Below are 26,987 nucleotides of genomic sequence, written 5' to 3'. Positions count from 1 at the left end.
CCGAGCCGCCTGAAAGGGCGGAGGCGAGAATAAGGGAAAGAAATTCCCGAATTTCATAGCCAGAACAAATAAATGTGTTGTTTGAGAACTCAATAGTGTGTCAGTGTTTATATAGACATTTTATGTCGATAACAATTCTTTTGACAGTTGTTTTGTCGGGATTAAATTTTTGTTTGGAGAGTTTGATCCTGGCTCAGGACGAACGCTGGCGGCGTGCTTAACACATGCAAGTCGAACGGAAAGGCCCTTCGGGGTACTCGAGTGGCGAACGGGTGAGTAACACGTGGGTGATCTGCCCTGCACTCTGGGATAAGCCTGGGAAACTGGGTCTAATACCGGATAGGACCACACACTTCATGGTGAGTGGTGCAAAGCTTTTGCGGTGTGGGATGAGCCCGCGGCCTATCAGCTTGTTGGTGGGGTAATGGCCCACCAAGGCGACGACGGGTAGCCGGCCTGAGAGGGTGACCGGCCACACTGGGACTGAGATACGGCCCAGACTCCTACGGGAGGCAGCAGTGGGGAATATTGCACAATGGGCGCAAGCCTGATGCAGCGACGCCGCGTGAGGGATGACGGCCTTCGGGTTGTAAACCTCTTTCAGTAGGGACGAAGCGAAAGTGACGGTACCTACAGAAGAAGGACCGGCCAACTACGTGCCAGCAGCCGCGGTAATACGTAGGGTCCGAGCGTTGTCCGGAATTACTGGGCGTAAAGAGCTCGTAGGTGGTTTGTCACGTTGTTCGTGAAAACCCACAGCTTAACTGTGGGCGTGCGGGCGATACGGGCAGACTAGAGTACTGCAGGGGAGACTGGAATTCCTGGTGTAGCGGTGGAATGCGCAGATATCAGGAGGAACACCGGTGGCGAAGGCGGGTCTCTGGGCAGTAACTGACGCTGAGGAGCGAAAGCGTGGGTAGCGAACAGGATTAGATACCCTGGTAGTCCACGCCGTAAACGGTGGGTACTAGGTGTGGGTTTCCTTCCTTGGGATCCGTGCCGTAGCTAACGCATTAAGTACCCCGCCTGGGGAGTACGGTCGCAAGACTAAAACTCAAAGGAATTGACGGGGGCCCGCACAAGCGGCGGAGCATGTGGATTAATTCGATGCAACGCGAAGAACCTTACCTGGGTTTGACATGCGCAGGACGTATCTAGAGATAGGTATTCCCTTGTGGCCTGCGTGCAGGTGGTGCATGGCTGTCGTCAGCTCGTGTCGTGAGATGTTGGGTTAAGTCCCGCAACGAGCGCAACCCTTGTCCTATGTTGCCAGCGGGTAATGCCGGGGACTCGTAGGAGACTGCCGGGGTCAACTCGGAGGAAGGTGGGGATGACGTCAAGTCATCATGCCCCTTATGTCCAGGGCTTCACACATGCTACAATGGCCAGTACAGAGGGCTGCGAAGCCGCAAGGTGGAGCGAATCCCTTAAAGCTGGTCTCAGTTCGGATTGGGGTCTGCAACTCGACCCCATGAAGTCGGAGTCGCTAGTAATCGCAGATCAGCAACGCTGCGGTGAATACGTTCCCGGGCCTTGTACACACCGCCCGTCACGTCATGAAAGTCGGTAACACCCGAAGCCAGTGGCCTAACCTTTTGGAGGGAGCTGTCGAAGGTGGGATCGGCGATTGGGACGAAGTCGTAACAAGGTAGCCGTACCGGAAGGTGCGGCTGGATCACCTCCTTTCTAAGGAGCACCATTTCCCAGTCGAATGAATTGGGAACATAAAGCGAGTGTCTGTAGTGGATACATGCTTGGTGAATATGTTTTATAAATCCTATCCACCCCGTGGATGGGTAGTCGGCAAAACGTCGGACTGTCATAAGAATTGAAGCGCTGGCACACTGTTGGGTCCTGAGGCAACACATTGTGTTGTCACCCTGCTTGGTGGTGGGGTGTGGTCTTTGACTTATGGATAGTGGTTGCGAGCATCTAAACATAGCCTCGCTCGTTTACGAGTGAGGCTGGTTTTTGCAATTTATTAGCTAAGTTCTTAAGGGCGCATGGTGAATGCCTTGGCACTAGAAGCCGATGAAGGACGTAGGAGGCTGCGATAAGCCTCGGGGAGCTGCCAACCGAGCTTTGATCCGAGGATGTCCGAATGGGGAAACCCAGCACGAGTGATGTCGTGTTACCCACTGCTGAATATATAGGCTTTGGGAGGAAACGCGGGGAAGTGAAACATCTCAGTACCCGTAGGAAGAGAAAACAACCGTGATTCCGTGAGTAGTGGCGAGCGAAAGCGGAAGATGGCTAAACCGCATGCATGTGATACCTGGTAGGGGTTGTGTGTGCGGGGTTGTGGGAGTTGTACTTGCCGGTTCTACCAGACCGGCGGACAGTAAAAAAGTGTCGTGATTAGCGGAAGTGGTCTGGGACGGCCCGCCGCAGACGGTGAGAGTCCGGTACGCGAAAATCCGACACCTGTCTCGTACTTCATCCCGAGTAGCAGCGGGCTCGTGGAATCTGCTGTGAATCTGCCGGGACCACCCGGTAAGCCTAAATACTCTCTAGTGACCGATAGCGGATTAGTACCGTGAGGGAATGGTGAAAAGTACCCCGGGAGGGGAGTGAAATAGTACCTGAAACCATGTGCCTACAATCCGTCAGAGCCTCCTCGTGGGGTGATGGCGTGCCTTTTGAAGAATGAGCCTGCGAGTCAGGGACACGTCGCGAGGTTAACCCGTGAGGGGTAGCCGTAGCGAAAGCGAGTCTGAATAGGGCGCCCATAGTGGCGTGTTCTGGACCCGAAGCGGAGTGATCTACCCATGGCCAGGGTGAAGCGGCGGTAAGACGCCGTGGAGGCCCGAACCCACTTAGGTTGAAGACTGAGGGGATGAGCTGTGGGTAGGGGTGAAAGGCCAATCAAACTCCGTGATAGCTGGTTCTCCCCGAAATGCATTTAGGTGCAGCGTCGCGTGTTTCTTGTTGGAGGTAGAGCTACTGGATGGCCGATGGGCCCTACTAGGTTACTGACGTCAGCCAAACTCCGAATGCCAATAAGTTAGAGCGCGGCAGTGAGACGGCGGGGGAGAAGCTCCGTACGTCGAGAGGGAAACAGCCCAGATCGCCGGCTAAGGCCCCTAAGCGTGTACTAAGTGGAAAAGGATGTGTAGTCGCGAAGACAACCAGGAGGTTGGCTTAGAAGCAGCCACCCTTGAAAGAGTGCGTAATAGCTCACTGGTCAAGTGATTATGCGCCGACAATGTAGCGGGGCTCAAGTACACCGCCGAAGCCGCGGCATTCATGCAATACATTCCCTTCGGGGCAGTGGCATGGATGGGTAGGGGAGCGTCCTGCACCCAGCGAAGCTGCGAAGTAATTCAGCAGTGGAGGGTGCGGGAGTGAGAATGCAGGCATGAGTAGCGACAGGCAAGTGAGAAACTTGCCCGCCGAATGACCAAGGGTTCCTGGGCCAGGCTAGTCCTCCCAGGGTAAGTCGGGACCTAAGGCGAGGCCGACAGGCGTAGTCGATGGACAACGGGTTGATATTCCCGTACCCGTGTGTGCGCGCCCATGATGAATCATCGGTACTAACCACCCAAAAGGTTCTAGATCAATCTCTTCGGAGTGCGACGTGAACCCGCTGCGTGGGACCTTCGGTGGTAGTAGTCAAGCGATGGGGTGACGCAGGAAGGTAGCTGTACCGGTTAGTGGTTATACCGGAGCAAGCCCGTAGGGCGACATCTAGGTAAATCCGGATGTCATAAGCCTGAGAGGTGACGCATAGCCGATTGAGGCGAATTCAGTGATCCTATGCTGCCAAGAAAAAGCCTCTAGTGAGTTCACACACGGCCCGTACCCCAAACCAACACAGGTGGTCAGGTAGAGAATACTAAGGCGTACGAGATAACTATGGTTAAGGAACTCGGCAAAATACCCCCGTAACTTCGGGAGAAGGGGGACCTCGCTTGGTGACCGGACTTGCTCCGTGAGCTGAACGAGGTCGCAGAGACCAGTGAGAAGCGACTGTTTACTAAAAACACAGGTCCGTGCGAAGTCGCAAGACGATGTATACGGACTGACGCCTGCCCGGTGCTGGAAGGTTAAGAGGACCCGTTAACCCTTGGGTGAAGCGGAGAATTTAAGCCCCAGTAAACGGCGGTGGTAACTATAACCATCCTAAGGTAGCGAAATTCCTTGTCGGGTAAGTTCCGACCTGCACGAATGGCGTAACGACTTCTCAACTGTCTCAACCATAGACTCGGCGAAATTGCACTACGAGTAAAGATGCTCGTTACGCGCGGCAGGACGAAAAGACCCCGGGACCTTCACTATAGCTTGGTATTGGCGTTTGGTTCGGTTTGTGTAGGATAGGTGGGAGACTGTGAAGCAGGCACGCCAGTGTTTGTGGAGTCATCGTTGAAATACCACTCTGATCGTATTGAACCTCTAACCTCGGACCGTATATCCGGTCCAGGGACAGTGCCTGGTGGGTAGTTTAACTGGGGCGGTTGCCTCCCAAAATGTAACGGAGGCGCCCAAAGGTTCCCTCAACCTGGACGGCAATCAGGTGTTGAGTGCAAGTGCACAAGGGAGCTTGACTGCGAGACCTACAAGTCAAGCAGGGACGAAAGTCGGGACTAGTGATCCGGCACCTCTGAGTGGAAGGGGTGTCGCTCAACGGATAAAAGGTACCCCGGGGATAACAGGCTGATCTTCCCCAAGAGTCCATATCGACGGGATGGTTTGGCACCTCGATGTCGGCTCGTCGCATCCTGGGGCTGGAGCAGGTCCCAAGGGTTGGGCTGTTCGCCCATTAAAGCGGCACGCGAGCTGGGTTTAGAACGTCGTGAGACAGTTCGGTCTCTATCCGCCGCGCGCGTCAGAAACTTGAGGAAACCTGTCCCTAGTACGAGAGGACCGGGACGGACGAACCTCTGGTGTACCAGTTGTTCCACCAGGAGCACGGCTGGATAGCTACGTTCGGACAGGATAACCGCTGAAAGCATCTAAGCGGGAAACCTATTCCAAGACCAGGTTTCTTACCCTTTTAGAGGGATAAGGTCACCCACAGACTATGGGTTCAATAGGCCAGACCTGTAAGCGTAGTAATACGTTCAGGGAACTGGCACTAATCGACCGAAAACTTACTAATAAATCGCAACCACTATTCGTCGTCATTTGACGACCACACTCCACCACCAGATAACTTGTGTGTTAATCACACGAAAGAGTTACGGCGGCCACAGCGAGAGGGAAACGCCCGGTCCCATCCCGAACCCGGAAGCTAAGCCTCTCAGCGCCGATGGTACTGTTCTTAACACGGAACGGAAGAGTAGGACACCGCCGTACATAAATTGGAAATACCCCCCAGGAAACTGGGGGGTATTTTCATATTCTGACTGCTAGATTTCTGAAATAGCGAGACGGTAGAGATAGGAATCCTGTGCAGGCATTTAAGGGGCGCTTCAAGCTGAAGCCGGCCGCCACCACAGTGGGTGCAGTGATACTGGTGCTGGTCATCTACGTGGGTTTTCTCCTCATCTATCGCATGCTGGATCATCATTCGGGCGCGCCGTCGGCCGATCTGGACCTATCCCGAGACAACGAGACTGTGGTGGTCATCGATCTCCAGGACCTGCGCACGGTGAACAACCGGCTGGACGCCGAAGTTGTGGTGCTACCGGCGAAAACAACACTTGATGCCTTCGGGCTGTTGAACGCGGACATGTCCGTGCGGTTGGTGTCCTCCATGGATTACGGGGAGCGGCATTTTCCGCGGGGCACTGTTCCTGCCGCCATGGACGACACTCTGGTGGCGACGGGCGACGCTCAGTCATGGCCGTTCGACGAATACTCCACCGGGACTTTGCGCGCGGAAGTCATGGTGGGTAACGGCGAAGGTCGGCATCCGATACCGGCGCGCATCGAAGTGATCGGCAGCTTGGGCGGATGGCGCGTGTCGACCGAGACGTCGCCGGCTCCTGCGGGCAAGGGCGACCAGACCACGGTTACGTTAGTGCGTGCTCGCGGCACGCTGGCATTCGATGTCGGCATCTGTCTGGTGTTGATCACCCTTCCGACAATGGCCCTGATTGTGGCGATTGAGACGGTGAAGGGGAGGAAGAAGTTCCACCCGCCGCTGATGACCTGGTTCGGAACGATGCTGTTCGCGATCGTGCCGTTGCGGAACATCCTGCCCGGGGCGCCACCGCCGGGAGCGTGGATAGATCAGGCATTGGTGCTGTGGGTGCTCATCGCACTTGTTGTGGCGATGGTGCTGTATGTCGAAGCCTGGTGGAAGCAGTCCGACTAGGTCGGGCCGCGGCCGCGTTAGGCCACAGGTACCGCAAGCTCGGTGGGCTCCGTCCGGCCGCGCAGCGTCACGGTATCGCCCGAGCGCCAGTGCAGCGCCTCCCGATGGTGTGCGCGCAAGACGGTATCGACCGAGGCCACCAAGCGTCCCGGCACCGCTTTGGAGAGCTCGCAGAGCCGAGCCGCTTCGTTGACGGGATCGCCGATCACGGTGTACTCGAAGCGATCGTGGGCCCCGACGTTTCCGGCCACCGCCTGCCCCGAGGCGACGCCGATGCCTGCCTGGCATTCGGGTACCTCGGTCCGTAGCCGGCGGGCAATGGCTCGCGCCGCGGCGAGTGCCTGGCTTTCGGGACGGTCCTGCCGGACGGGAGCTCCGAAGACCGCGAGGGTGGCGTCGCCTTCGAACTTGTTGACCATGCCCTCGTATCGGTCGATTTCTTCGACGACGACGGTGAAGAATCGGTTCAGTAGTGCGACCACTTCGATGGCCGGCCGAGTGGCTGCCAGCTGGGTAGACCCGACAATATCGGCGAAAAGCACTGCGACGTGGCGTTCCTCGCCGCCGAGCGCGGGCTGTTGCAGTTCGGCGGCGGCGGCGACCTCGCGGCCGACATGCTTGCCGAAGAGGTCCCGGACCCGCTCGCGTTCACGCAGGCCCTCTGCCATGGTGTTGAAGCCCGCTTGCAGCTCGCCCAGCTCGGTACCGTCATAGACGACGAGATTGACGTCCAGATCATTCTGTTCGACGCGCTTGAGCGCGGCCTGCACCTCTTTGACGGGCGCGGCTGTCATCCAGGATGCAATCCAGATGAGGATCAGACCAAATACCACCGGGAATGACGCGAGGATGATGACCGCCACCGCGAGCTGGTTGACCGTGAAGTTGCCGAAGATCAGCGCTCCGACCCCAGCGAGCATGATGCCGACGGCGGGCACCCCGGATCCCAAGAGCCAGGCGAGCATGGTGCGCACCATGATTCCCGAGGCGAGCCGCCGTCGGCGGTACCCCGCTTCGAGTGCTCGGGCGGCGACGGGACGCATCGCGAACTCGGTGAACAGGTAGTTCGCCGCACAGACCACCACACCGCTGAACCCCACCGCGAAGAAGATCTTGGGGATGTAGAGCGGATCCTGCAGCCCGTAGAGCGTGGTGAACAGGGCGGTACCGCCCGCCCACAGAATCGCCTGGACGACCGTCAGCCGCCGGGGGACCGCAAACGCGTTGCGCTGGTCCTCCTTGGTCGGCTCGCGTTCGTCGATGGCCCACCGCACCACCTTGAAGATCCGGCGGGTACCCCACACGGCGCCGATGAGCACCGCGAGCGTCACGTACACCGGAACGACCACGAATTGGATCCACCAGGGTGCATCGAAGACGTTGGGATCGGGCACCGCGACGAGCACCAGCAGGATGACGACGGCGACACCAATCAGGTTGGCGGCCACCACGAATACGGTCAGCATCAGCTGGATGCGGATGCGCTGGACGAGTGTGCTCTCGTCATAGCGGCCCAGCAGCCACGACCCGTACCCGTCGCCGGCCTCGAGTCGGCCGGTCTGCCCGGTGATCGCGGCCAGGGCATGGCCCACTCGCAGCGACACTGCGCGAATCGACTCGTTTGCCATAGTTGTGGTCAGCCTAACGCCCTATACAGTGAGCCGGTGCGTCTCGTCGTAGCTCAATGCACGGTTGATTATGTCGGCCGGTTGACCGCCCACCTGCCATCCGCCAAGAGGCTCTTGCTGATCAAGGCCGACGGCTCGGTGAGCGTGCACGCTGATGACCGGGCCTATAAGCCGCTCAACTGGATGAGCCCGCCATGCTGGCTCACCGAAACCCAGGGCGAGGGCTCGGAGGAGAGCGGAGCGTCGACCGTATGGGTAGTGGAGAACAAGGCCGCTGAGCAGCTACGGATCACCATCGAGAACATCGAGCATGACTCGGCACATGAGCTCGGCGTCGACCCAGGGCTGGTCAAGGATGGTGTGGAGGCGCACTTGCAGGAGTTGCTCGCAGAGCATGTTGCGCTACTCGGCGAGGGATACACACTGGTGCGTCGCGAATACATGACTCCGATCGGGCCGGTGGACCTCCTGTGCCGGGATGCCGACGGTGCGACGGTCGCGGTGGAGATCAAGCGCCGCGGCGAGATCGATGGTGTCGAGCAGCTGACCCGCTACCTCGAACTGCTCAACCGTGACACCACGCTGGCGCCGGTCGCCGGCGTCTTCGCGGCGCAACAGATCAAGCCGCAGGCTCGCACTCTTGCCGAGGATCGAGGAATCCGTTGTCTCACACTGGATTACGATGCCATGCGGGGAATGGACTCAGACGAATTCCGTTTGTTCTGAAATCGCACCGCGGTCCATAGAATCACCGCATGGGCCGCCGACATCCGCCGCGCCGCGCCGCCGCCGATCGTGCGGTTGCGCTGCCGCTCGGCGGGCATCAGGTGGAACAGGGGACCGACGGTCTGGATTACCAGGTGCGGCGCATCGCCGCGGCGCGCGCGATCAAGATTTATCGCTGCCCCGGGTGTGATCACGAGATCGGGGTGGGGATAGCGCATGTGGTGGCGTGGCCTGCCTCCGAGGGACAAGACAGGGGCGCAGAAGACCGCCGCCACTGGCATACGCCCTGCTGGAGCAACCGCGCGAATCGAAGCCCGACGCGGCGTTGGAGCTAGTGCGTCTGCGTCGGCTGGACGAGCTCGATGAGTACGCCGCCGGTGTCCTTGGGATGCAGGAAGTTGATGCGTGAGTTCGCGGTGCCGACGCGCGGCTCCTCGTAGAGCGCACGTACTCCCGCGGCACGCAGCTGATCGGTCAGCGCGTCGATATCGGTGACACGGTAGGCCAGCTGCTGCAGGCCGGGGCCCTTCTTGTCCAGAAACTTGGCGATAGGCGAGGACTCATCGAGCGGGGCCATCAGCTGAATCTGGGCGCTGCCGGGTTCTGCTCCGGGGAAAGACAGCATCGCCTCGCGGACTCCCTGGCTCTTGTTGATCTCCTCGTGCACCAGGATCATGCCCAGGTGCTCGTGGTACCACTCGATCGCGACGTCCAGGTCAGGCACCGCGATACCCACGTGGTCGATCGCGGTCACAAGACCGGTCGATAGGATCGAGGGAACATCAAGAGGAGACGATGTCGTCATAACGCAACGGTAACGCGTTCCAGAAAACGGCGTCCACTCCAGCAGCATTAAGGAGACTCAATGACCACGTCCGTGATTGTTGCTGGAGCGCGTACACCCGTTGGCCGCTTCCAGGGATCTCTGAAGGACTTCTCGGGCGCTCAGCTGGGTGGCATCGCCATCAAGGGCGCCCTCGAGAAGGCCAAGGTGGCGCCGTCTGCGGTCGACTACGTGATCATGGGCCAGGTTCTCACCGCTGGTGCCGGCCAGATTCCGGCGCGCCAGGCGGCGGTTGCCGGCGGAATTGGTATGGACGTCCCGGCGCTCACCATCAACAAGGTGTGCCTTTCCGGTGTCGATGCCATCGCCCTGGCTGACCAGCTGATTCGGGCCGGTGAGTTCGAGGTCGTCGTCGCCGGTGGACAGGAGTCCATGACCAACGCCCCGCATCTGCTGCCCAAGAGCCGGTTCGGGTTCAAGTACGGCGACGTGACGCTTGTTGATCACATGGCCTTCGACGGTCTGCACGACGCCTTCACCGACCAGGCGATGGGAATCCTCACCGAACAGCGCAACGTCTCCGACAAGTTCACCCGCGAGGAGCAGGACGAGTTCGCGGCGCGTTCCCATCAGAATGCTGCCCGCGCCTGGAAGGACGGCGTCTTCGTCGACGAGGTGGTCTCGGTTCAGATCCCGCAGCGCAAGGGTGATCCGATCGAGTTCGCCGAGGACGAAGGCATCCGTGCCGACACCACTGCCGCGTCACTGGCCGGACTGCGTCCGGCGTTCAGCAAGGACGGCACCATCACTGCGGGGTCGTCCTCGCCGATCTCCGATGGCGCCTGCGCGGTGGTGGTGATGAGTAAGGAGCGCGCGGAGCGCGAGGGGCTGGAGTGGATCGCCGAGATCGGTGCACACGGTGTTGTCGCCGGCCCCGATTCCAGCTTGCAGCTGCAGCCGGCCAACGCCATTCGGAAGGCCTGCGAGCGGGAAGGGATTTCCCCCGATCAGCTCGACCTAGTCGAGATCAATGAGGCCTTCGCGCTGGTGGGCTTGGCCTCGATCAAGGACCTGGGAATCGATCCGGCCAAGGTCAATGTCAACGGCGGCGCGATCGCTATCGGGCACCCCATCGGGATGTCCGGTGCCCGGATCACCCTGCATCTGGCGCAGGAGCTCAAGCGCCGCGGCGGTGGAATCGGTGTGGCCGCACTGTGCGGCGGTGGCGGTCAAGGTGACGCCTTGATCGTGCGGGTGTGATTTACGACGCGCTGTAGTAGGTCCGCTGAGGTGTCGGGCACCCCATCGGGCAGACTGAGGGCATGACACAGCTTTTCGACCTGCGTAGCACCGCCAGCAGGTTCCGCGCCATCGCGTTGCTTGAGGCCGTCAGCTGGGCGGGTCTGCTCACGGGGATGTTCTTCAAGTACGTGCCGGATCCGGGCAATGAAATCGGCGTGAAGGTCTTCGGTTGGATCCACGGCGTCGTCTTCATCGCGTACTTGGTGGTGGGGTTCCTGGCCGGGCGTGAGTACCGCTGGAACCCGCTCGCCTGGTTGCTCGCACTGTTAGCTGGGGTTGCCCCATTATGCAGTGTGATCTTTGTCATATGGGCTGATAAGGCGGGTAAGTTGCCCGTCGCGGGCGCGGCGCCGACAGGTGACGCAGCGCCGTAGTGCGGAAGCCGCGAGCCGTGACAGACTGGAGAGCGTGACCCGACCACGTCCCGCGATGGCTGCGGCCATGTCCGGAGCTGTCGACCTCTCCGCTCTCAAGCAGCGCGCGCAGGAGTCCGCAGCACCCCGCGAGCCCTCGGCCGGAGGTGAATGGACCGTCGAGGTAACCGAGGCGAATCTCGAAGCCGAGGTGCTGGCGCGGTCCAATCGCGTACCGGTCATCGTGCTTCTGGGATCGCCGCGCAGCGAGGCCTCCGCAGCGCTCGCCGCCACACTGGGCGACCTGGTCGCAGAGGACAACGGCACGTGGACCCTCGCCAGGGTTAATGTCGACACCAGCCCGCAGATCGCACAGGCTTTTGGCGTGCAGGCTGTGCCCACCGTGGTGGCAGTGGCGGCGGGGCGGCCCCTCACCAGCTTCGCGGGACCGCAACCGGCTGATCAGCTGCGGCGTTGGCTCGACTCGATTGTTGACGCCGTCGCCGGCAAGTTGCCCGATGCCGCTGGGCCGGAGGGTGGGGACGTCGACGAGCCCGAAGACAACACGGACCCGGCGCTCGCGGCTGCCCGTGATGCTTTGGACTCCGGAGATTTCGCGGCGGCCAGCGCCGCCTATCAGGCCCTGCTGGACGGCGGCGCCACCGGTGCGGTGGCGGCCGAGGCGGCCGCGTCGGTGCGCCAGATCGAGTTCCTGATCCGTGCGACGACCCAGCCTCAAGATGCGGTGGCCGTCGCCGATGCCACACCCGGCGATATCGCGGCGGGGTTAGCCGCCGCCGACGTGGAAGTGCTTTCGCAGCAGCCAGATTCGGCCTTCGACCGGCTGGTCGCGCTTGTTCGTGCGACATCCGATGATGATCGGGCCACGGTGCGCGCCCGCCTGATCGAGCTGTTCGAGTTGTTTGACCCTGCCGATCCTGCGGTGGTCGCCGGGCGGCGCAAGCTCGCCAACGCCCTGTTCTAGCTCGGTGTTGACGGGCCCCCGTAACTACGGGAAGCGCTTGGCGCAGGTCTGGTCATTGCCCAGTACGCCTATCCGATAGGCGTCGATACGGGAGAACCCAGCCGGCGCCGTCTGGCCCTTCACGTCACTGGAAGCCCTACCGCTGGAAAGCAATTCGGAGACGGCCTCGTCGAGGTCGCCGCCGGAGAGGATGACAGGCGCGCGGGGAGTCACGATGCCCCTGCCCGCGGCGCGCGAGGTGAAGTATCCCGTCAGGCATGCGGTGCGCAGCCCCGTCATGATGCCTTCAGTTTCCAACCCCGCGGCCTTCTGTGCCGCCAGCGCGTAGCGCGAGACAATCACACTGAACGCCGAATAGTCGCCGTTCACTTGCGCGGAGAACAACGCCCGGTCCGACGACGGGGTGGCCATCTTCTGCAGGGCCTTCGGGTCCAGGGCAATCGTGTTGTCCTTGGGGCAGAACGAAGTCGGCGCCGTCCCCGAACCGTCCGCGCATTTCCCGTCGCCATAAACCGTCTTGGGCGGGTTGTCCATGGGGAACACCTGCGAAGCCGCGGCGAGCACCGCGTCGATGGTGTCCGGGTTGATCGGCCAGTTGTCGCCGTTTGGACCCACGCCCAGCCCCTTCGGCAGTTCACCGCGGCGCTTGAGAATCTCTTGGGAATCGATGCGCTTGCATGCCATCGGGCCGTCGGTGAAACCGAACTGGAAGGCCGACACCCGTTCGAATGCCGAGCCGTGGATGGCCCACTTCTTGCTGGTGTCGTTGTCGCGGATCGCGATCATCGCGGCCATCACCTTGTTGAGCCCGTCGGCGGTGTTCAGGGTGAACCGCGGCGAATCGCCCTGAGTGACCCAGCGCAGGTATGCCCCGGCGAAGCAGTCGGCCTGCTGCTCCTGGTTCAGGTCCATGAGGTACTCGACCTGGTCCTTGCTCATCTTCGGATCGTCGATCGGATTGATGAGCTGGGCATGGAACTGGATCGAGTGTCCGTACTCGTGGGCCATGACGGTGTTCATGGCCATATCGCCCATTTGCTTGCGCAGGTAGGGGAACAGCTGACCGCGATCCCAGGCGAATGAGTTGTCCAGTGGGCAGAACGCGGCGTTGATGAAGTCGGTCAGGTTGCCCCCGCAGAACTCGAGGTCGCGGTTGTTCTTGCGCGAGTCGGCAGAGATGAGGCGGGACACGGGCCGGAAGTTCGCGAACGAATCGCCGTAAAACTGCGTCCAGAAATCCTCGATGTCCGCCAGGGAGACCTTGACGTAATCATCGATCTCGCCGTTGTCGGTGTTCTCGATCTTGCGCTTGGGGACCTGCACTCCGGGTTTCATGCCGGAGGGGCCATCGACCGCGGGCATGCCCGCCACACGCAGCGGATCCGCGTAGATGGATTGAGGTTGCCCACCGAGCGGACGGCCACACGATGTGATCACCAGCACCAGCCCCACCAGCAGTGCCATCCAGCGTTTGGACATCGAGCCACCCCCTCGTTACGCGAGTTTGCGTTTAGCGCATCCTAATGTTGTCTACAGGTCCTCTGAGACGGGTTCCAGCCAGATCGCAGCGGCGGGTGGCAGTGCCAGCGTGGCCGAGGCCGGGCGGCCGTGCCACGGGTTCGCCGCGGCGATCACCTCGCCCAGATTCCCGACCCCGCTGCCGTGGTACTGCAGTGCGTCGGTGTTGATGAGCTCACGCCAGCGACCGGTCAGCGGCAACCCCACCCGGTAGCTGCTGTGCTCTACACCCGCGAAATTGAAGATGCATGCCAGCACCGAACCGTCATCACCGAAGCGCAGGAAGCTCAGCACGTTGTTCGCCGAATCGTTGGCATCGATCCACGAATACCCTTGGGGTGCGGTGTCTTGGGACCACAGCGCGCGACGCTGTCGGTATGCGGAATTCAGATCTGCAGTCAGCGCCGCGATTCCCGACGAATACCCGTCTTCGCCCAGCTGGAACCAGTCGACACCGCGTTCATCGGACCATTCGGCCCGCTGACCGAACTCCTGCCCCATGAACAGCAACTGCTTTCCGGGATGTGCCCACATGTAGGCCAGCAGACAGCGCAGCCCGGCGGCCTTGGCGTGGTCGTCACCGGGGATGCGGGTCCACAGCGTGCCCTTGCCGTGCACCACCTCGTCATGGCTGATGGGCAGCACGAAGTTCTCGCTGAAGGCGTACAGCATCGAGAAGGTCATCTCGTGGTGATGGAAGCTGCGGTGAATGGGATCGCGCCCGAGGTAGCCCAGGGTGTCGTGCATCCACCCCATGTTCCATTTCATGGAAAAGCCAAGGCCGCCAAGGCTGGTAGCCCGGGTGACGCCCGGCCACGACGTGGATTCCTCGGCCACCGTGACAATTCCGGGATGCAGCTTGTGGACGGTGGCGTTCATCTCCTGAAGGAATTGCACCGCTTCGAGATTTTCGCGGCCGCCGTGAATGTTGGGCGTCCAGCCGCCCACGGGGCGTGAATAGTCGAGGTAGAGCATCGATGCGACGGCGTCCACCCGCAGCCCGTCGATATGGAACTGATCGAGCCAGAACAGGGCATTGGCGACCAGGAAGTTGCGTACCTCCGGGCGCCCGAAGTCGAAAACATATGTACCCCAGTCCAACTGCTCGCCGCGGTGCGGGTCGGCATGCTCATACAAGGGTGTCCCGTCGAAACGCGCCAGCGCCCACGCGTCCTTGGGAAAGTGCGCGGGTACCCAGTCGACGATGACGCCGATTCCGGCCCGGTGCAGGGCATCGACCAGGTACCGAAAGTCGTCGGGCGTGCCGAATCGCGAGGTGGGAGCGTAGTACGAGGTCACCTGGTAGCCCCAGGATCCACCGAAGGGATGTTCGGCCACTGGTAGCAGCTCGACGTGAGTGAACCCTTGAGCCAGTATGTATTCGGTGAGCTCGTGGGCCAGTTGGCGGTAGGAGAGTCCGGGGCGCCACGATGCCAGATGCACCTCGTAGGTGCTCATCGGTTCGAACACGGGATTGCGGGTGCTGCGCCGGGACATCCATTCGCCGTCCTCCCAAGAGTACGACGAGGCGGTGGCCCGCGAGGCAGTGGCCGGTGGCAGTTCGGTGGCGAACGCGAAGGGGTCGGCGCGATCGGTCACCGACCCGTCGGCGCCATGCACGCGGAACTTGTACAGGGCGCCGAGCGTCATGCCCGGCCAGAACAGTTCCCAGACTCCGGACGATCCCAGGGTTCGCATGGGGGCGTCGTTGCCGTTCCACCCGTTGAAATCGCCGATCACCGAGACTCCGTGCGCGTTGGGTGCCCACACCGCAAAGGAGATGCCGCTCACCTCGCCGTCCGCGGTGACGAATGAGCGCGGATGCGCACCAAGGATTTCCCAGAGCCGCTCGTGGCGGCCCTCGTTGAACAGGTGTAAGTCTACTTCGCCGAGCGTGGGCAGGAATCGATACGCGTCGGCGGTGATAAGCGAGGTGTCACCGTAGTCGACGTCGAGGCGGTAGTCGAGGAGGTTTAGGAAGGGCAACGCCACCACGAACAATCCCGATCCGAGGTGGGTCATCGGGTGGAGTTCCTCGCCCACTACCGCGGCGACCGCGGTTGCGCTGGGCTTGAACGCTCGAATGACGGTGTGCCCCTTACCGCCCGGGTGCGAATACTCGTGCGCCCCGAGGACCGAATGCGGGTTGTGATGGGTTCCCGCCACTAATCTGGCGATATCGGCGGCGTCGGGCTTCGCGAAGGTCGCGGGCATGGTCACGGGCGGAACACCAGGTGCGCTCGGGCCTGTTCACGAACTTGCGGCAGGTTGAGAATGTGGGCGACGGCTTTGGGCGGGTCGAGTCGTACGTAGTTTGCCTGTCCCCATCGATACTGCTCACCAGTGAGTTCGTCACGCACCCAGAAGGTTTCGTGCCAGTCCAGGCCGAGCGCGGGCAGGTCGAGCCAGATGGTGCCATCCTCGGGGCCGAAGGGGTTGAGATTCACGATGACCAGGACGGCGTCGCCGGTTACCGGGTCGAACTTGGAATACGCCAGCAGAGCGTCGTTTTCCACGTGGTGGAAGGTGATGTTGCGCAGCTGATGCAGGGCGGGATGCAGTCGCCGGATTTCGTTGAGTCGAGTAATGAACGGCTCCAATGATTCGCCGCGCGTGACGGCGCCCTTGTAGTCGCGGGGGCGCAGCTGATACTTCTCCGAGTCCAGATATTCCTCGCTGTCCTCGCGCAGCGGAACATGTTCGTAGAGTTCGTATCCGGAGTACACGCCCCAGGTGGCGCTCAAGGTGCCGGCGAGGACGGCGCGGATGGCGAACATGCCCGGCCCGCCGTGTTGGAGGCTGGCATGCAAGATGTCGGGGGTGTTGACGAAGAGATTCGGGCGCGCCACATCCGCCTGCGCGGCGATCTCTCTGCCGAAGTCGGCGATCTCGGATTTTGCGGTGCGCCAGGTGAAGTAGGTGTACGACTGGGTGAAGCCGAGCCGGGCCAGGCCGTAGAGCCGGGCTGGGCGGGTGAATGCTTCGGAAAGAAACAGGACGTCGGGATCGGCCGCCTTGACCTCACCGATCAGCCACTGCCAGAAGTCGGGGGGCTTGGTGTGCGGGTTATCCACCCGGAATATCTTGACGCCGTGGGCAATCCAGTGCTGCACCACGCGCAGTACCTCGGTGTATAGGCCCGCTGGATCGGTGTCAAAGTTCAGGGGATAGATGTCCTGATACTTCTTCGGAGGATTTTCCGCGTAGGCGATGGTGCCGTCGGGGAGCTCTGTGAACCACTCGGGATGCGCGTCCACCCAGGGATGATCTGGCGCGCATTGCAGCGCCAAGTCCAGTGCTACTTCCAGGCCCAGCTTGCGTGCCGTGGAGACGAATCGGTCGAAGTCTTTGACGGTTCCGAGCTCGGGGTGGATAGCGTCGTGGCCGCCCGCGGCGCTTCCGATGGCCCACGGTGAACCCACCTCACCGGGCTCGGCGACCGGATTATTGTTGCGGCCCTTACGGTTTATCTCACCGATCGGATGAATCGGCGGTAGGTAGACCACATCGAATCCCATGGCGGCGACCCGTGCCAGATCCGCGGCCGCCGTCGCCAGAGTGCCATGCATGGCGCGTCCGTCCGGCCCTACTCCACCGGTGGAACGCGGGAACAGCTCGTACCAGGAGCCATACAACGCGCGGGTGCGATCGACCCAGACGCCGTACTGGGTCCCGCGCGTGAGCAGGTCGCGCAGCGGGAACTCGGCGAGTAGCGCCTGCACCTCGTCGGAGAGCGCGTGTTGGAACCGTGCTCCTGGATCGTCCTGGGTGCGCAGCGCTTCCGCCGAGTCCAGGAGGGGCTTGCGGCGCTTGCGTGGCACTCCGGCCGCTGCACGCTCGAACAGTCGCGCACCGATCTCCAGATCGTTGGCCAATTCGGCGGCACCCTGCCCGGCCTCCAGTTTGGCCTCTACGTTGTGGCGCCAGGTCGCGATCGGGTCACCCCATCCGTCGACCCGGAAGGTCCAGAGCCCCTGCCGGTCCGGGACGAAGCTGGCGTGGAAACGATCGAGTGCGCCGCCCGGCTGCATCTGAACATGCAGCGGTTTGATGCGCGTCGCGCTCGTGTCCTTGTCGCGAGGGGCCGAGATGCGGCGCAGCGGGCCCTCCGCGAGCTGCGGATAGCTGGGGCCCAGGCAGCGCACCACCAGGGTCGCGGCGACCGCCTCGTGACCTTCCCGCCATACGGTTGCCGCCACTGGCACGACCTCACCCACGACGGCCTTGGCCGGATAGCGTCCACCGGAGATCGCGGGGGCGACATCGTCGATGCCTATGCGTCCGGTCACCACGTCCACCGTAGTAGACGGCCTATCTTGCCGCCGGACATGCGCTCAACCGAAATCTCAGTAAGGTTCTGAAGGGTGAAAGCCCTACGTCGATTCACGGTTCGCGCCCATCTTCCGGAGCGGTTGGCGGCGCTGGGTGAGTTATCGAACAACCTGCGCTGGTCGTGGCACCAGCCGACCCGCGATCTCTTCGCCGATATCGACCACCAACTGTGGGACCAGACCAACCATGATCCGGTCGCGGTGATGGGGTCGGTCCCGGCGCAGCGGCTCGACGAACTGGCAGCCGCCGACGGCTTTGTCGACAGGGTGGCCGCCCTGGCGGGTGATTTGCATGACTACCTGAACCGGCCGATGTGGTACCAGCGCCAGCTGGAGCGAACCGGCGACGACCCCGCCGAGACGTCCGGCCTGCCCACCGCAATCGCCTACTTCTCGATGGAGTTCGGCGTCTCTGAGGTGCTGCCGAACTACTCCGGCGGTCTGGGCATTCTGGCCGGCGATCACCTCAAGGCCGCCTCCGACCTGGGTCTGCCGCTCATCGCGGTCGGATTGCACTACCGGTCCGGATACTTCCGGCAGTCGTTGACCGCCGATGGCTGGCAGACCGAGCAGTATCCGTTGATCGACCCGGCCGGTTTGCCGCTGCGGCTGCTGGCGCATGAGGATGGCACCCCCATCCTGATCACGGTGCCGATGCCGCAGGACAGAGTGCTCTCGGCGCGGATCTGGGTTGCTCAGGTGGGCCGGATTCCGTTGTTGCTCTTGGACTCAGATATCGCCGAGAACGATCGGGAACTGCGTTATGTCACCGACCGGCTGTACGGCGGTGATCAGGACCACCGCATCAAGCAGGAGATTCTGGCCGGTATCGGCGGTGTGCGCGCCATTCGTGCGTACGTCGCCTCCGCCGGGGTGCCGGCTCCGGAGGTGTTCCACACCAACGAGGGCCATGCCGGGTTCCTGGGGCTGGAGCGCATCCGTGAGTACATCGGGCAGCACGGACTGGATGTCGAAACAGCCTTGACGGTGGTCCGGTCCAGCACCGTGTTTACCACGCACACACCGGTTCCCGCGGGCATCGACCGATTCCCCGTGGACTTGGTGCGCCGGTACTTCGGGGAATCCGGTGATTCCACGCTGCTGCCCGGGGTGCCGGTGGATCGCATCCTTGCCCTGGGCGCGGAGGACGATCCGTCCACGTTCAACATGGCCCATATGGGGCTGCGCCTGGCACAGCGCGCCAACGGCGTATCGCTGTTGCACGGCCAAGTGAGCCGGTCGATGTTCAATGGATTGTGGCCGTCCTTCGATGCCGCGGAGGTCCCCATCGGGTCGATCACCAACGGCGTGCACGCGCCCACGTGGGCGTCGCCGCAGTGGTTGGAGTTGGGGCAGCAGCTCGTCGGCGCCGAGGCGTTCAACGATGCCAGCGGATGGGAGCGCATTCACGAGGTGGATCCCGGGCACATCTGGTGGATCCGGTCGCAGCTGCGAGAGCAGCTGATCCAGGATGTGCGGCGGCGGATACGCGCGTCGTGGCTGCAGCGAGGTGCTGCCGAGGCCGAATTGGGCTGGGTGGACAGTGCCTTCGACCCGGCTGTGTTGACCATCGGCTTCGCGCGTCGCGTCCCGACGTACAAGCGGCTCACCCTGATGCTGCGCGATCCGGAGCGATTGCGTGAGTTGCTCCTCGACGAGAAGCAGCCGGTGCAGCTGATCGTGGCCGGCAAGTCGCATCCCGCCGACGATGGTGGCAAGGGGCTCATCCAGCAGATCGTCAAATTCGCCGATCAGGCCGATGTGCGACACCGGATCACCTTCCTGCCCGATTACGACATGTCGATGGCCCGCTACCTGTACTTCGGCTGCGATGTGTGGCTGAACAACCCGCTGCGTCCGCTGGAGGCGTGCGGGACCTCCGGGATGAAGAGCGCGCTCAACGGCGGGCTCAACCTGTCCATCCGCGATGGGTGGTGGGATGAGTGGTACGACGGCGAAAACGGTTGGGAGATACCGACGGCCGACGGGGTCACCGATGACGCCCGACGCGACGACCTGGAGGCCGCGGCGCTGTACGAGCTGCTGGCGCAGAAGGTTGCGCCCAAGTTCTACGAACGTGATGAACACGGCACACCGCAGCGCTGGGTAGAGATGGTTCGTCACACCCTGGAGAAGTTGGGTCCCAAGGTGTTGGCATCCAGAATGGTTCGTGACTACACCGTGGGCTACTACGCTCCCGCGGCAAAATCGCTGCGCGCCACCGTCGGTCCCGATTCTTCGTTTGCCCCGGCCAAGGAGCTGGCGCGTTATCGGGAGCGGGTGCAGCAGGTGTGGCCGTCGCTGGTCATCACCGACGTCGACAGTTCGGGACTGCCCGACACTCCGCTGTTGGGATCGCCGTTGACGCTCACCGCGTCGGTTCAGCTGTCCGGGCTGGCCCCGTCGGAGGTTGCGGTGCAGGCCGTGATCGGTCGAGTTGACCTGGACGACAAGCTCTCTGACTCGGAGATCATCCCGATGACGCACACGGGCAGCCGCGATGGAGGCGTGGAGACGTTCTCCGTCACGACCACGTTGCCGGTCTCCGGATCTGTGGGCTACACGGTGCGGGTGCTTCCGCACCATCCGCTATTGGCCGGCGACAGCGAGCTGGGCCTCTCGGTGCTGGCGGCCAGCGATCTGGAGCACTAGGAGCGGTCAGACGTAGCGCTTGAGGCAGCGATCCGCCGATCCGGCCACCCCGTCGCGGAAGGCATCGATCCGGGAGAAGCCGGCCGGGATGGTGGTTCCGTTGACGTCACTGGCCACGACGCCGTTGGTCAGCAGCCCCGACACGGCCTCGTCAAGATCCCCGGCGGTGAGCACCATCGGGTTCGGTTTCTGGGTTGGCGTGATGGGTTTGGCCATTGCTGCTGAAGCGACACCCGTCAGGCAGGCGCTGCGTAGCGCGCTCTGCCCGTTGTCGAGCGGCAGGCCCCGTTGTTTCTCGATCGCCAGCGCATAACGGGAAATAACCATCGAATAGGCGGTGAAGTCGCCGGTTATCCGTCCCTGATCGTGGGTGGGCAGCGCCAGGTCGGTCAGTCGCGGCAGATCGAGAGCCACCGTGTTGGAGTCCGGGCAGTACACCGCAGCCGCGGATTGTCGGCGATGGCCGGGCTCGTCGCACGCGGCCCCCGATACCGACAGTCGCGGCGGTGCTGTGTTTCCCGCAGGCGCGAACACTTCCCGGAGCACGGTCATCAGCGTGCGCAGGGTGTCGACGGTGACGGGCGTGTCTCCCGATTCGCCGGACGGCAGATTCTCGGGGAGCCCGCCGCGACGCTTGGCGATTTCCGCCATGTCGATCCGGGTGCATTCGGCCGCGCCGTCCACGAATCCGCGCTGGAACGCCGACACCCGCTCGAATGCGGATCCGTGCGCGTCGAGGCGGCCGCCCGCCTCGACGGGATCGTCCCGGAAAGCGATGAGCGCCGCGATGACCTTGTTGAGACCATCGCCGGTGCTCAGCGTGAAGCGCGGTGAGCTGCCCTGTGCCACCCACCGCAGGTATGTTCCGGCGAGGCAATCGGCCATCTGCTCACCGACCAGCGTTCGGGTCCGAGAGTCAACCATCTCCGACTGGTGCGCGACGGCATGCCCGTATTCGTGGGCCAGCGTCATGGGTACCGCCATGGCGCCGAACATTCGCACCAGCCTGGGCAACAGCACGCCGCGATCCCACCCAAGGCTGTTCTGGCTGATGCAGTACCCGGCATTGTCGAAGCCGGTCGTCGGGTTGCCACAGAAGTCCGCGCCACCGGGGCCCTGGCTGTTCCAGGACATCAATGACTCGACCGGATGAAACGTGGCCCAGAAGGTCTTGGGATAGGCCTCTTGCCAGAAGTCTTCGATATCGGCGACGGCGCTTATCGCAAGCCGGTCCATCTCGCCGTCGTCGGTGCCGAGTACGGCCTTGTCGGCCGGTTTGGGATTGGGGCGTAACCCGGACGGACCGTCGACAGCAGGGAGTCCGGCGACTTGATACGCATTGCCTAGCTGCGAAACCGGCGCGCCCTCAACGATATTGGCACAGGCTGATAAGACCAGGGCGGCAAGGGCGCAGCAGGCCAGGATTCTCTCCGGGGTGCGAAACCACCTGACCGGAATTGTCATGGCCATCTCTCTGTCGGGGCTATCCCCGTGTGCGGGAGCCCTCTCCAGCATAAGTCGCGCTGTGCTTGGTCGTGAGCCGTTGTAGCGCCGCGGTGACCACCGACAAATCGTGCGTCGACCAGAACGGTGGCAGCGATGCCCGGAGAAATCCGCCGTACCCCGCCGTCGCCATCCGTGAATCGAGCACCGCGACAACGCCTCTGTCCTGCGCGCTACGTAACAGGCGGCCGGTTCCCTGCGCCAGCAGCAGCGCTGCCTGGGTGCCCGCCACCGCCATGAACCCGTTGCCGCCGCGTGCGCTGATCGCTCGCTGCCGGGCCGCCCGGAGTGGATCGTCAGGGCGGGGGAAGGGGATTCGGTCGATGAGAACGAGCGACAAGGAGGGGCCGGGTACGTCGACGCCCTGCCACAGCGACAGGGTGCCGAACAGTGAGGTTTCGGGCGCCGCACTGAATTGTTCGACCAGAACCGATGTCGCGTCGTCACCCTGGCACAGCACGGGGGTGTCGAGCCTGGAGCGCATCTCTTCGGACGCCTCCTTAGCGGCGCGCATCGAGGAAAACAGTCCCAGCGTGCGTCCCCCTGCCGCGCGAACCAGAGTCTCGATCTCATCAAGCGTCGCCGCGCCAAGTCCGTCGCGTCCCGGGGCGGGAAGGTGCCGCGCCAGGTAAAGAATGGCGGACTTCTCATGCTGAAAAGGAGACCCGACATCGATGCCATGCCAGACGGTCTTGGTCTCGGTGCCAGAGTCTGTGCTGGGTTCGCGGCTGGGCAGGCCCCAGGATGCGGCCATGGTGTCGAACTTCCCCCCGAGAGCCAGGGTGGCTGAGGTGAGGATGACTGTGCGCTGTCCGAACAGTCGGGTGCGCAGCAGCCCCGCCACCGACAGCGGGGCAACCCGCAGAACTGGGCGCACCGAGCCCCGGTTGTCCTCATGATCGAGCCAGACCACGTTGGGGCGGGCCGTGATATCCGGTTCGCCCCAGCAGGTCAGCGCTAAGGAAGCGGCATCGACGATATCGTCCAGTGCAGCAACTGCTTCCGTACGTGCCGCGGCGGTGGCGGGGTCGGTGGACTGGCCTGTGGGGATCTCGGTGCGGGCCGCGGCCGCGGCGTCGCGCAGCGCGGTCAGATAGGTGACGGTTTCCTCGTCCGCGCGGTCGATGGTGCCGGGCTTGCTGTCGTGGATCAATGAGGAGAACGTTGCCGAGCTAGCTTCGAACCGGCTCGCCGTCTCGGGGGATACCAGTCGGCCGATACGCCGGATGGTGACGGTGAGGCCGACTGCCGAGAGTTCTTGGGTGGCAACGCTTGTTACCCGGTCAACGAGGTCGTGCGCCTCGTCGACGATCACCGCGTCATGCTCGGGCAGGATGTTGATGTCGGCGATGGCATCGATGGCCAGCAGCGCATGATTGGTGACCACGACATCCGATTGTCCCGCGTCGAGCCGGGCCAGCTCGGCAAAGCACTCTGTGCCGAACGGGCACCGCGTAGCGCCGAGGCATTCGCGTGCCGACACGCTGACCTGTGACCACGAACGATCGGGCACGCCGGGCTTGAGCTCATCGCGATCCCCGGTCTTGGTGGTATCCGCCCAGTCATTGAGGCGCTGTACGTCGCGTCCAAGCGCGCTGGCCGCGAAGGGTTCGAACAGTGTGTCGGGCGCTTCCTGGTCGGAAGCCGCACCGTTATGCAATTTGTTGAGGCACAGGTAATTTCCCCGGCCTTTGAGAATCGCGAACGTTGGTTTTCGGGACAGCGAGGGGGTCAACGCTTCCGCTAACCGGGGCAGGTCGCGATCCACGAGCTGACGTTGCAACGCGATGGTGGCCGTCGAGACCACGACCGGGGATGACTCCTCGATGGCGTGGGCAAGGGCAGGCACCAGGTACGCCAAGGACTTCCCGGTGCCGGTGCCGGCCTGGACCACGAGGTGCTCACCGCTGTGTAGGGAGTGTTCGACGGCGGTGGCCATCGTGAGCTGTCCGGCGCGCTCGGTTCCGCCAAGCGCTGTGACGGCGGTGGCGAGCAGACCTGTGGATGTGGATGCGCCGCCCGATTTCTCGTTCAGCGGATCACCTCGACGCCGGCGTCCCGGAGCTCATCCAGGGCGCGATTCACCGATTCTTCCTCAATGCCAACGGAATACTCGGAGAGCACACGAACGTGTAGCCCCTGGCGAGCGGCGTCGCGGGCGGTGGCGGCCACGCAGTACTCGGTAGCGATACCCACCACGTCGATGCTGTCGAGATCCCGGGCCCGCAGCCAGGACGCCAGTGCGGTGCCCTCGGTGCAGATGCCATCGAAGCCTGAATATGCGGCGGAGTAACCGCCTTTGGAGAACACCGCGTCGACAGGGCCAAGATCCAGGTCCGGATGGAAGTCGGCGCCGGGGGTGCCGACCCTGCAGTGTGGCGGCCAGCTTGTCGCGAAGTCCGGTATCGCGGAGAAGTGATCACCGGGGTCGATGTGAAAGTCGCGCGTCGCGACCACCGCGTCGTAGGCGCCGGACGCGGTGAGGTTGTTGATCGTCCGGGCGAGCGCGGCGCCACCGGGCACGGGCAACGAGCCTCCTTCGCAGAAGTCATTCTGCACGTCGACGACAATAAGTGCCCTGCCCATGGATCGACGGTACCCGGCCTGTGCTCAGTCGAAGATCGCCGACACCTGGCGGCCCATACGTGAGATGTAGTCGATGAGCTCGTCACGGCTGATGCCTAGATCTCCGCGCAGATAGTCGATGATGGCGCCCGAGGCCGCACCGACGAGCGATACCGACAGAAATCGGCGGCGTCCGGGATCGCCGACGTCCACCAGCGCTTTCTCCGCGAGCGAGGCGAACGCCATCGACCCCGCGAATCCGACGCTGCCCAGTGTCGGCTCGGTGAAAGGAGCCAGCATCATGATGCGGCCATATTCCGGGTTGTCGACGGTCGCGCCGATGAAGGTCTCCACCGCGCGGGTTTCCAAATCGTCGCCATCGGTAGCGAATTCGGTGACGACACGCATCACGGATTCGAGGACGTCTTGGTACACGGCACGCACGAAGTCGTCTCGATCGCCGAACTCCTCGTAGAAGTTGCGTTCCGAGACACCGGAAGACCTGCATACGGTGCGGATGGTCAGCGCCGGGCCGTCGATGGCGCCGAGCGCCGCGATGCCCGCGTCGAGTAGCGCGCGTCGACGTGTCGCCCGACGCTCCTCGGGAGTGGTTCCCGCCCATTGCCTTCTGGCTGCCATGTGTCCTCCGGGCGAGAATTATCCCACCAGTCGGGTGGTAATCGCAGGATCCCCGTGGGAAAGGCCCAGTCCTTCCCACGGCAGGCTCAGCAATCCCGCGTGTACGCGGCCCCTGGCGTCGTCCAGTGAGTCGGTGGTGATGGGCGTGCCGCCACGCGCCAGTGGGGTGGTCAGCGTCCGGTGCGGCTCCGTCAGCGTCGGCTGGCCGCTGGCCGCGCGGTACACCACTTCCTCGGTAATGGTGCCGGTCGGCTTGGCGGTGCGCAGGGCGCATTTGTGACCGCCATGGGATTCCTTATGACTGCTGCGTTTTGCCACAGGGATGCCGTCGATCTCGACGAGTTTGTAGACCATGCCGGCCGTGGGGAATCCCGAGCCGGTCACCACCGAGGTACCCACCCCGTAGATGTCGACGGGCTCGGCGCGCAGTGCCGCGATGGAGTACTCGTCGAGGTCTCCGGAGACCACAATGCGGGTTCGGTGCGCACCGAGGGCGTCGAGTTGTGCTCGAACCTGCCGGGCCAGCATGCCCAGATCGCCGGAGTCGATGCGCACCGCTCCGAGCTCGGGGCCCGCGACGGCGATCGCGTTCTCGACCCCGCGGGTGATGTCGTAGGTATCCACCAGCAAGGTGGTGGATACACCCAGCGCCTCCACCTGTGCGCGAAATGCCTCCCGTTCGGCCTCGCCGGGGCTCATGCCGTCCTTGGCATGAAGCAAGGTGAATGCATGCGCGGCGGTGCCGCGAGCGGGCACGCCGTAACGGCGTTGCGCCTCCAGATTGGACGTGGATTCGAACCCGGCGAGATAGGCCGCCCGGGCGCAGGCCACCGCCGCCAGCTCATGAGTGCGCCGCGATCCCATCTCGATGAGCGGACGGCCTCCGGCCGCCGACACCATTCGGGCGGCGGCAGAGGCGACGGCACTGTCGTGGTTCAGGATCGACAGCGCCAGGGTTTCGAGGATGACGCATTCAGCGAAGGTTCCCCGCACGGTCAGCACCGGGGATCCCGGGAAGTAGAGCTCACCCTCCGGATAGCCGTCGATGTCGCCACCAAATCGATACCCGGCGAGGTACTGGAGTGCGTCATTGTCCAAAAAATCGGATAGTGATTTCAGTTCTTCGGATCCGAACCGGAACTCGGCAAGCGCTTCGAGCAATCGAGCGGTACCGGCGACCACGCCGTACCGGCGGCCGTCCGGCAACCGTCTGGCGAACACTTCGAACGTGGCTTGACGTCCCGCGGTGCCGTCGCGCAGTGCCGCGGCGAGCATGGTGAGCTCGTACTTGTCGGTGAGCAATGACGTGCGCGGGTGCGTCATGTGCGCCACGTTAGCGGGATACCGGGGTGCATAACCGGCTCCGACAGGCTTCGAGCCGACGGCGGAACTCCGAACTTCATGCTGACAGAGTTGGCGGTCCCGGTATTCTGGGGTCATGGGTGCGCCGGCGCGAGCCTTGCCAGGGACTACTGCGGAGAGGTCTGTCGAACATGTCGACCAGACCCAGTCGCCGTGGGTCACCATCGTCTGGGATGACCCGGTGAACCTGATGAACTATGTCGCCTATGTGTTCCAGCAGCTGTTCGGCTACAGCGAGAGCGAGGCCACCAACCTGATGCTTCAGGTTCACCATGAGGGTAAGGCTGTGGTGTCGTGCGGCGCTCGCGAGTCGATGGAGATCGATGTCAGCAAGCTGCATGCAGCCGGTCTGTGGGCCACTCTGCAGCAGGATCGCTGAG

18 protein-coding genes and 3 rRNA genes are annotated in these 26,987 nt (G+C 62.9%); 11 read left to right on the top strand and 10 right to left on the bottom strand.

What is annotated here, in order from left to right; genetic code table 11:
- Positions 1–170: 170 nt before the first annotated feature.
- From B4383_RS04555 to B4383_RS04540, 4 genes are all read left to right on the top strand, one after another.
- Positions 171–1,686: ribosomal RNA gene (locus tag B4383_RS04555) — 16S ribosomal RNA — on the top strand.
- 296 nt (positions 1,687–1,982) lie between these two features.
- Positions 1,983–5,098 (top strand): 23S ribosomal RNA (locus tag B4383_RS04550).
- 80 nt (positions 5,099–5,178) lie between these two features.
- Positions 5,179–5,295, top strand: a 5S ribosomal RNA gene (rrf, locus tag B4383_RS04545).
- Together the 16S, 23S and 5S rRNA genes form the textbook arrangement of a ribosomal RNA operon.
- A gap of 94 nt (positions 5,296–5,389) precedes the next feature.
- Positions 5,390–6,259, top strand: a complete 870-nt coding sequence (locus tag B4383_RS04540) for a DUF4436 domain-containing protein (RefSeq protein WP_078289061.1) — start codon at positions 5,390–5,392, stop codon at positions 6,257–6,259.
- 17 nt (positions 6,260–6,276) lie between these two features.
- Here the strand turns inward: B4383_RS04540 and B4383_RS04535 are convergent, their stop codons facing one another.
- Positions 6,277–7,887 carry an adenylate/guanylate cyclase domain-containing protein gene (locus B4383_RS04535; protein ID WP_078289058.1) on the bottom strand — a complete coding sequence of 537 codons (1,611 nt, stop codon included), beginning with the start codon at positions 7,885–7,887 and terminating at the stop codon, positions 6,277–6,279.
- Positions 7,888–7,923: 36 nt separating this feature from the next.
- Between B4383_RS04535 and nucS the strand changes: the two genes are divergently transcribed.
- Complete coding sequence (gene nucS, locus B4383_RS04530) at positions 7,924–8,613, top strand: endonuclease NucS (protein ID WP_078289056.1); 690 nt, start codon at positions 7,924–7,926, stop codon at positions 8,611–8,613.
- Positions 8,614–8,642: 29 nt separating this feature from the next.
- Complete coding sequence (locus tag B4383_RS04525) at positions 8,643–8,948, top strand: hypothetical protein (protein WP_078289053.1); 306 nt, start codon at positions 8,643–8,645, stop codon at positions 8,946–8,948.
- Here the strand turns inward: B4383_RS04525 and mce are convergent.
- A complete protein-coding gene (gene mce, locus B4383_RS04520; protein ID WP_078289050.1) occupies positions 8,945–9,418 on the bottom strand; it encodes a methylmalonyl-CoA epimerase in 474 nt (157 codons plus the stop codon). The two genes, B4383_RS04525 and mce, sit on opposite strands and share 4 nt — an antisense overlap.
- Before the next feature lie 60 nt (positions 9,419–9,478).
- On the opposite strand from mce, the gene B4383_RS04515 reads away from it, so the two are divergent.
- The 3 genes from B4383_RS04515 (at position 9,479) to B4383_RS04505 (ending at position 12,037) form a co-directional block, all read left to right on the top strand.
- Positions 9,479–10,657 (top strand): acetyl-CoA C-acetyltransferase, encoded by a 1,179-nt coding sequence (locus B4383_RS04515; protein ID WP_078289047.1) that lies wholly within the window; start codon positions 9,479–9,481, stop codon positions 10,655–10,657.
- Between the two features lie 62 nt (positions 10,658–10,719).
- Positions 10,720–11,073 (top strand): DUF3817 domain-containing protein, encoded by a 354-nt coding sequence (locus B4383_RS04510; protein ID WP_078289045.1) that lies wholly within the window; start codon positions 10,720–10,722, stop codon positions 11,071–11,073.
- A gap of 34 nt (positions 11,074–11,107) precedes the next feature.
- Positions 11,108–12,037, top strand: a complete 930-nt coding sequence (locus tag B4383_RS04505; protein WP_078289092.1) for a tetratricopeptide repeat protein — start codon at positions 11,108–11,110, stop codon at positions 12,035–12,037.
- A 24-nt stretch (positions 12,038–12,061) separates the two neighbouring features.
- Here the strand turns inward: B4383_RS04505 and B4383_RS04500 are convergent, their stop codons facing one another.
- Genes B4383_RS04500 through B4383_RS04490 form a run of 3 tightly spaced genes read right to left on the bottom strand, consistent with a single transcriptional unit; the run spans position 12,062 to position 17,844 of the window.
- Positions 12,062–13,516 carry a neutral zinc metallopeptidase gene (locus tag B4383_RS04500; protein ID WP_078289042.1) on the bottom strand — a complete coding sequence of 485 codons (1,455 nt, stop codon included), beginning with the start codon at positions 13,514–13,516 and terminating at the stop codon, positions 12,062–12,064.
- Positions 13,517–13,567: 51 nt separating this feature from the next.
- Positions 13,568–15,769, bottom strand: coding sequence for a 1,4-alpha-glucan branching protein GlgB (gene glgB / locus B4383_RS04495; RefSeq protein ID WP_078289039.1), 2,202 nt, complete (start codon positions 15,767–15,769; stop codon positions 13,568–13,570).
- 2 nt (positions 15,770–15,771) lie between these two features.
- Positions 15,772–17,844: a maltotransferase domain-containing protein gene (locus B4383_RS04490; RefSeq protein ID WP_078289089.1), complete on the bottom strand. Its 2,073-nt coding sequence runs from the start codon at positions 17,842–17,844 to the stop codon at positions 15,772–15,774.
- Between the two features lie 75 nt (positions 17,845–17,919).
- Between B4383_RS04490 and glgP the strand changes: the two genes are divergently transcribed.
- Complete coding sequence (gene glgP / locus B4383_RS04485; RefSeq protein ID WP_078289036.1) at positions 17,920–20,538, top strand: alpha-glucan family phosphorylase; 2,619 nt, start codon at positions 17,920–17,922, stop codon at positions 20,536–20,538.
- Positions 20,539–20,544: 6 nt separating this feature from the next.
- On the opposite strand, the gene B4383_RS04480 is transcribed toward glgP, so the two are convergent.
- Genes B4383_RS04480 through B4383_RS04460 form a run of 5 tightly spaced genes read right to left on the bottom strand, consistent with a single transcriptional unit; the run spans position 20,545 to position 26,568 of the window.
- Positions 20,545–22,002 carry a peptidase gene (locus B4383_RS04480; protein WP_078289086.1) on the bottom strand — a complete coding sequence of 486 codons (1,458 nt, stop codon included), beginning with the start codon at positions 22,000–22,002 and terminating at the stop codon, positions 20,545–20,547.
- A 19-nt stretch (positions 22,003–22,021) separates the two neighbouring features.
- On the bottom strand, positions 22,022–24,076 hold the full coding sequence (locus tag B4383_RS04475; RefSeq protein WP_078289033.1) for an ATP-dependent DNA helicase: 2,055 nt from the start codon (positions 24,074–24,076) through the stop codon (positions 22,022–22,024).
- Positions 24,073–24,627, bottom strand: coding sequence for an isochorismatase family protein (locus B4383_RS04470; RefSeq protein ID WP_078289029.1), 555 nt, complete (start codon positions 24,625–24,627; stop codon positions 24,073–24,075). Before B4383_RS04470 ends, B4383_RS04475 begins: the two co-directional genes overlap by 4 nt.
- Before the next feature lie 24 nt (positions 24,628–24,651).
- Positions 24,652–25,245, bottom strand: a complete 594-nt coding sequence (locus B4383_RS04465; protein WP_078289026.1) for a TetR/AcrR family transcriptional regulator — start codon at positions 25,243–25,245, stop codon at positions 24,652–24,654.
- Between the two features lie 18 nt (positions 25,246–25,263).
- Positions 25,264–26,568, bottom strand: a complete 1,305-nt coding sequence (locus B4383_RS04460; RefSeq protein WP_078289023.1) for a nicotinate phosphoribosyltransferase — start codon at positions 26,566–26,568, stop codon at positions 25,264–25,266.
- 115 nt (positions 26,569–26,683) lie between these two features.
- On the opposite strand from B4383_RS04460, the gene clpS reads away from it, so the two are divergent.
- The gene (gene clpS / locus B4383_RS04455) at positions 26,684–26,986 is read left to right on the top strand and encodes an ATP-dependent Clp protease adapter ClpS (RefSeq protein ID WP_078289020.1); all 303 of its coding nucleotides are present in this window, start codon (positions 26,684–26,686) and stop codon (positions 26,984–26,986) included.
- The last annotated feature ends 1 nt before the right edge of the window (position 26,987 follow it).

This window comes from Mycobacterium sp. D16R24, assembly GCF_002013385.1.
Taxonomy (GTDB): Bacteria; Actinomycetota; Actinomycetes; order Mycobacteriales; family Mycobacteriaceae; genus Mycobacterium.
The sequence above is the reverse complement of the archived record's forward strand: the minus strand, read 5'-3'. Positions and strand labels throughout refer to the sequence as shown.

What these genes read in the sequence shown, in the direction of transcription:
- B4383_RS04510 (WP_078289045.1), top strand. Translation starts at nt 10,720, where the DNA reads ATGACACAGCTTTTCGACCTGCGTAGCACCGCCAGCAGGTTCCGCGCC.
- B4383_RS04535 (WP_078289058.1), bottom strand. Translation starts at nt 7,887, where the DNA reads ATGGCAAACGAGTCGATTCGCGCAGTGTCGCTGCGAGTGGGCCATGCC.
- B4383_RS04525 (WP_078289053.1), top strand. Translation starts at nt 8,643, where the DNA reads ATGGGCCGCCGACATCCGCCGCGCCGCGCCGCCGCCGATCGTGCGGTT.
- glgB (WP_078289039.1), bottom strand. Translation starts at nt 15,769, where the DNA reads ATGCCCGCGACCTTCGCGAAGCCCGACGCCGCCGATATCGCCAGATTA.
- B4383_RS04480 (WP_078289086.1), bottom strand. Translation starts at nt 22,002, where the DNA reads ATGACAATTCCGGTCAGGTGGTTTCGCACCCCGGAGAGAATCCTGGCC.
- B4383_RS04515 (WP_078289047.1), top strand. Translation starts at nt 9,479, where the DNA reads ATGACCACGTCCGTGATTGTTGCTGGAGCGCGTACACCCGTTGGCCGC.
- B4383_RS04500 (WP_078289042.1), bottom strand. Translation starts at nt 13,516, where the DNA reads ATGTCCAAACGCTGGATGGCACTGCTGGTGGGGCTGGTGCTGGTGATC.
- B4383_RS04470 (WP_078289029.1), bottom strand. Translation starts at nt 24,627, where the DNA reads ATGGGCAGGGCACTTATTGTCGTCGACGTGCAGAATGACTTCTGCGAA.
- mce (WP_078289050.1), bottom strand. Translation starts at nt 9,418, where the DNA reads ATGACGACATCGTCTCCTCTTGATGTTCCCTCGATCCTATCGACCGGT.
- B4383_RS04465 (WP_078289026.1), bottom strand. Translation starts at nt 25,245, where the DNA reads ATGGCAGCCAGAAGGCAATGGGCGGGAACCACTCCCGAGGAGCGTCGG.
- clpS (WP_078289020.1), top strand. Translation starts at nt 26,684, where the DNA reads ATGGGTGCGCCGGCGCGAGCCTTGCCAGGGACTACTGCGGAGAGGTCT.
- B4383_RS04460 (WP_078289023.1), bottom strand. Translation starts at nt 26,568, where the DNA reads ATGACGCACCCGCGCACGTCATTGCTCACCGACAAGTACGAGCTCACC.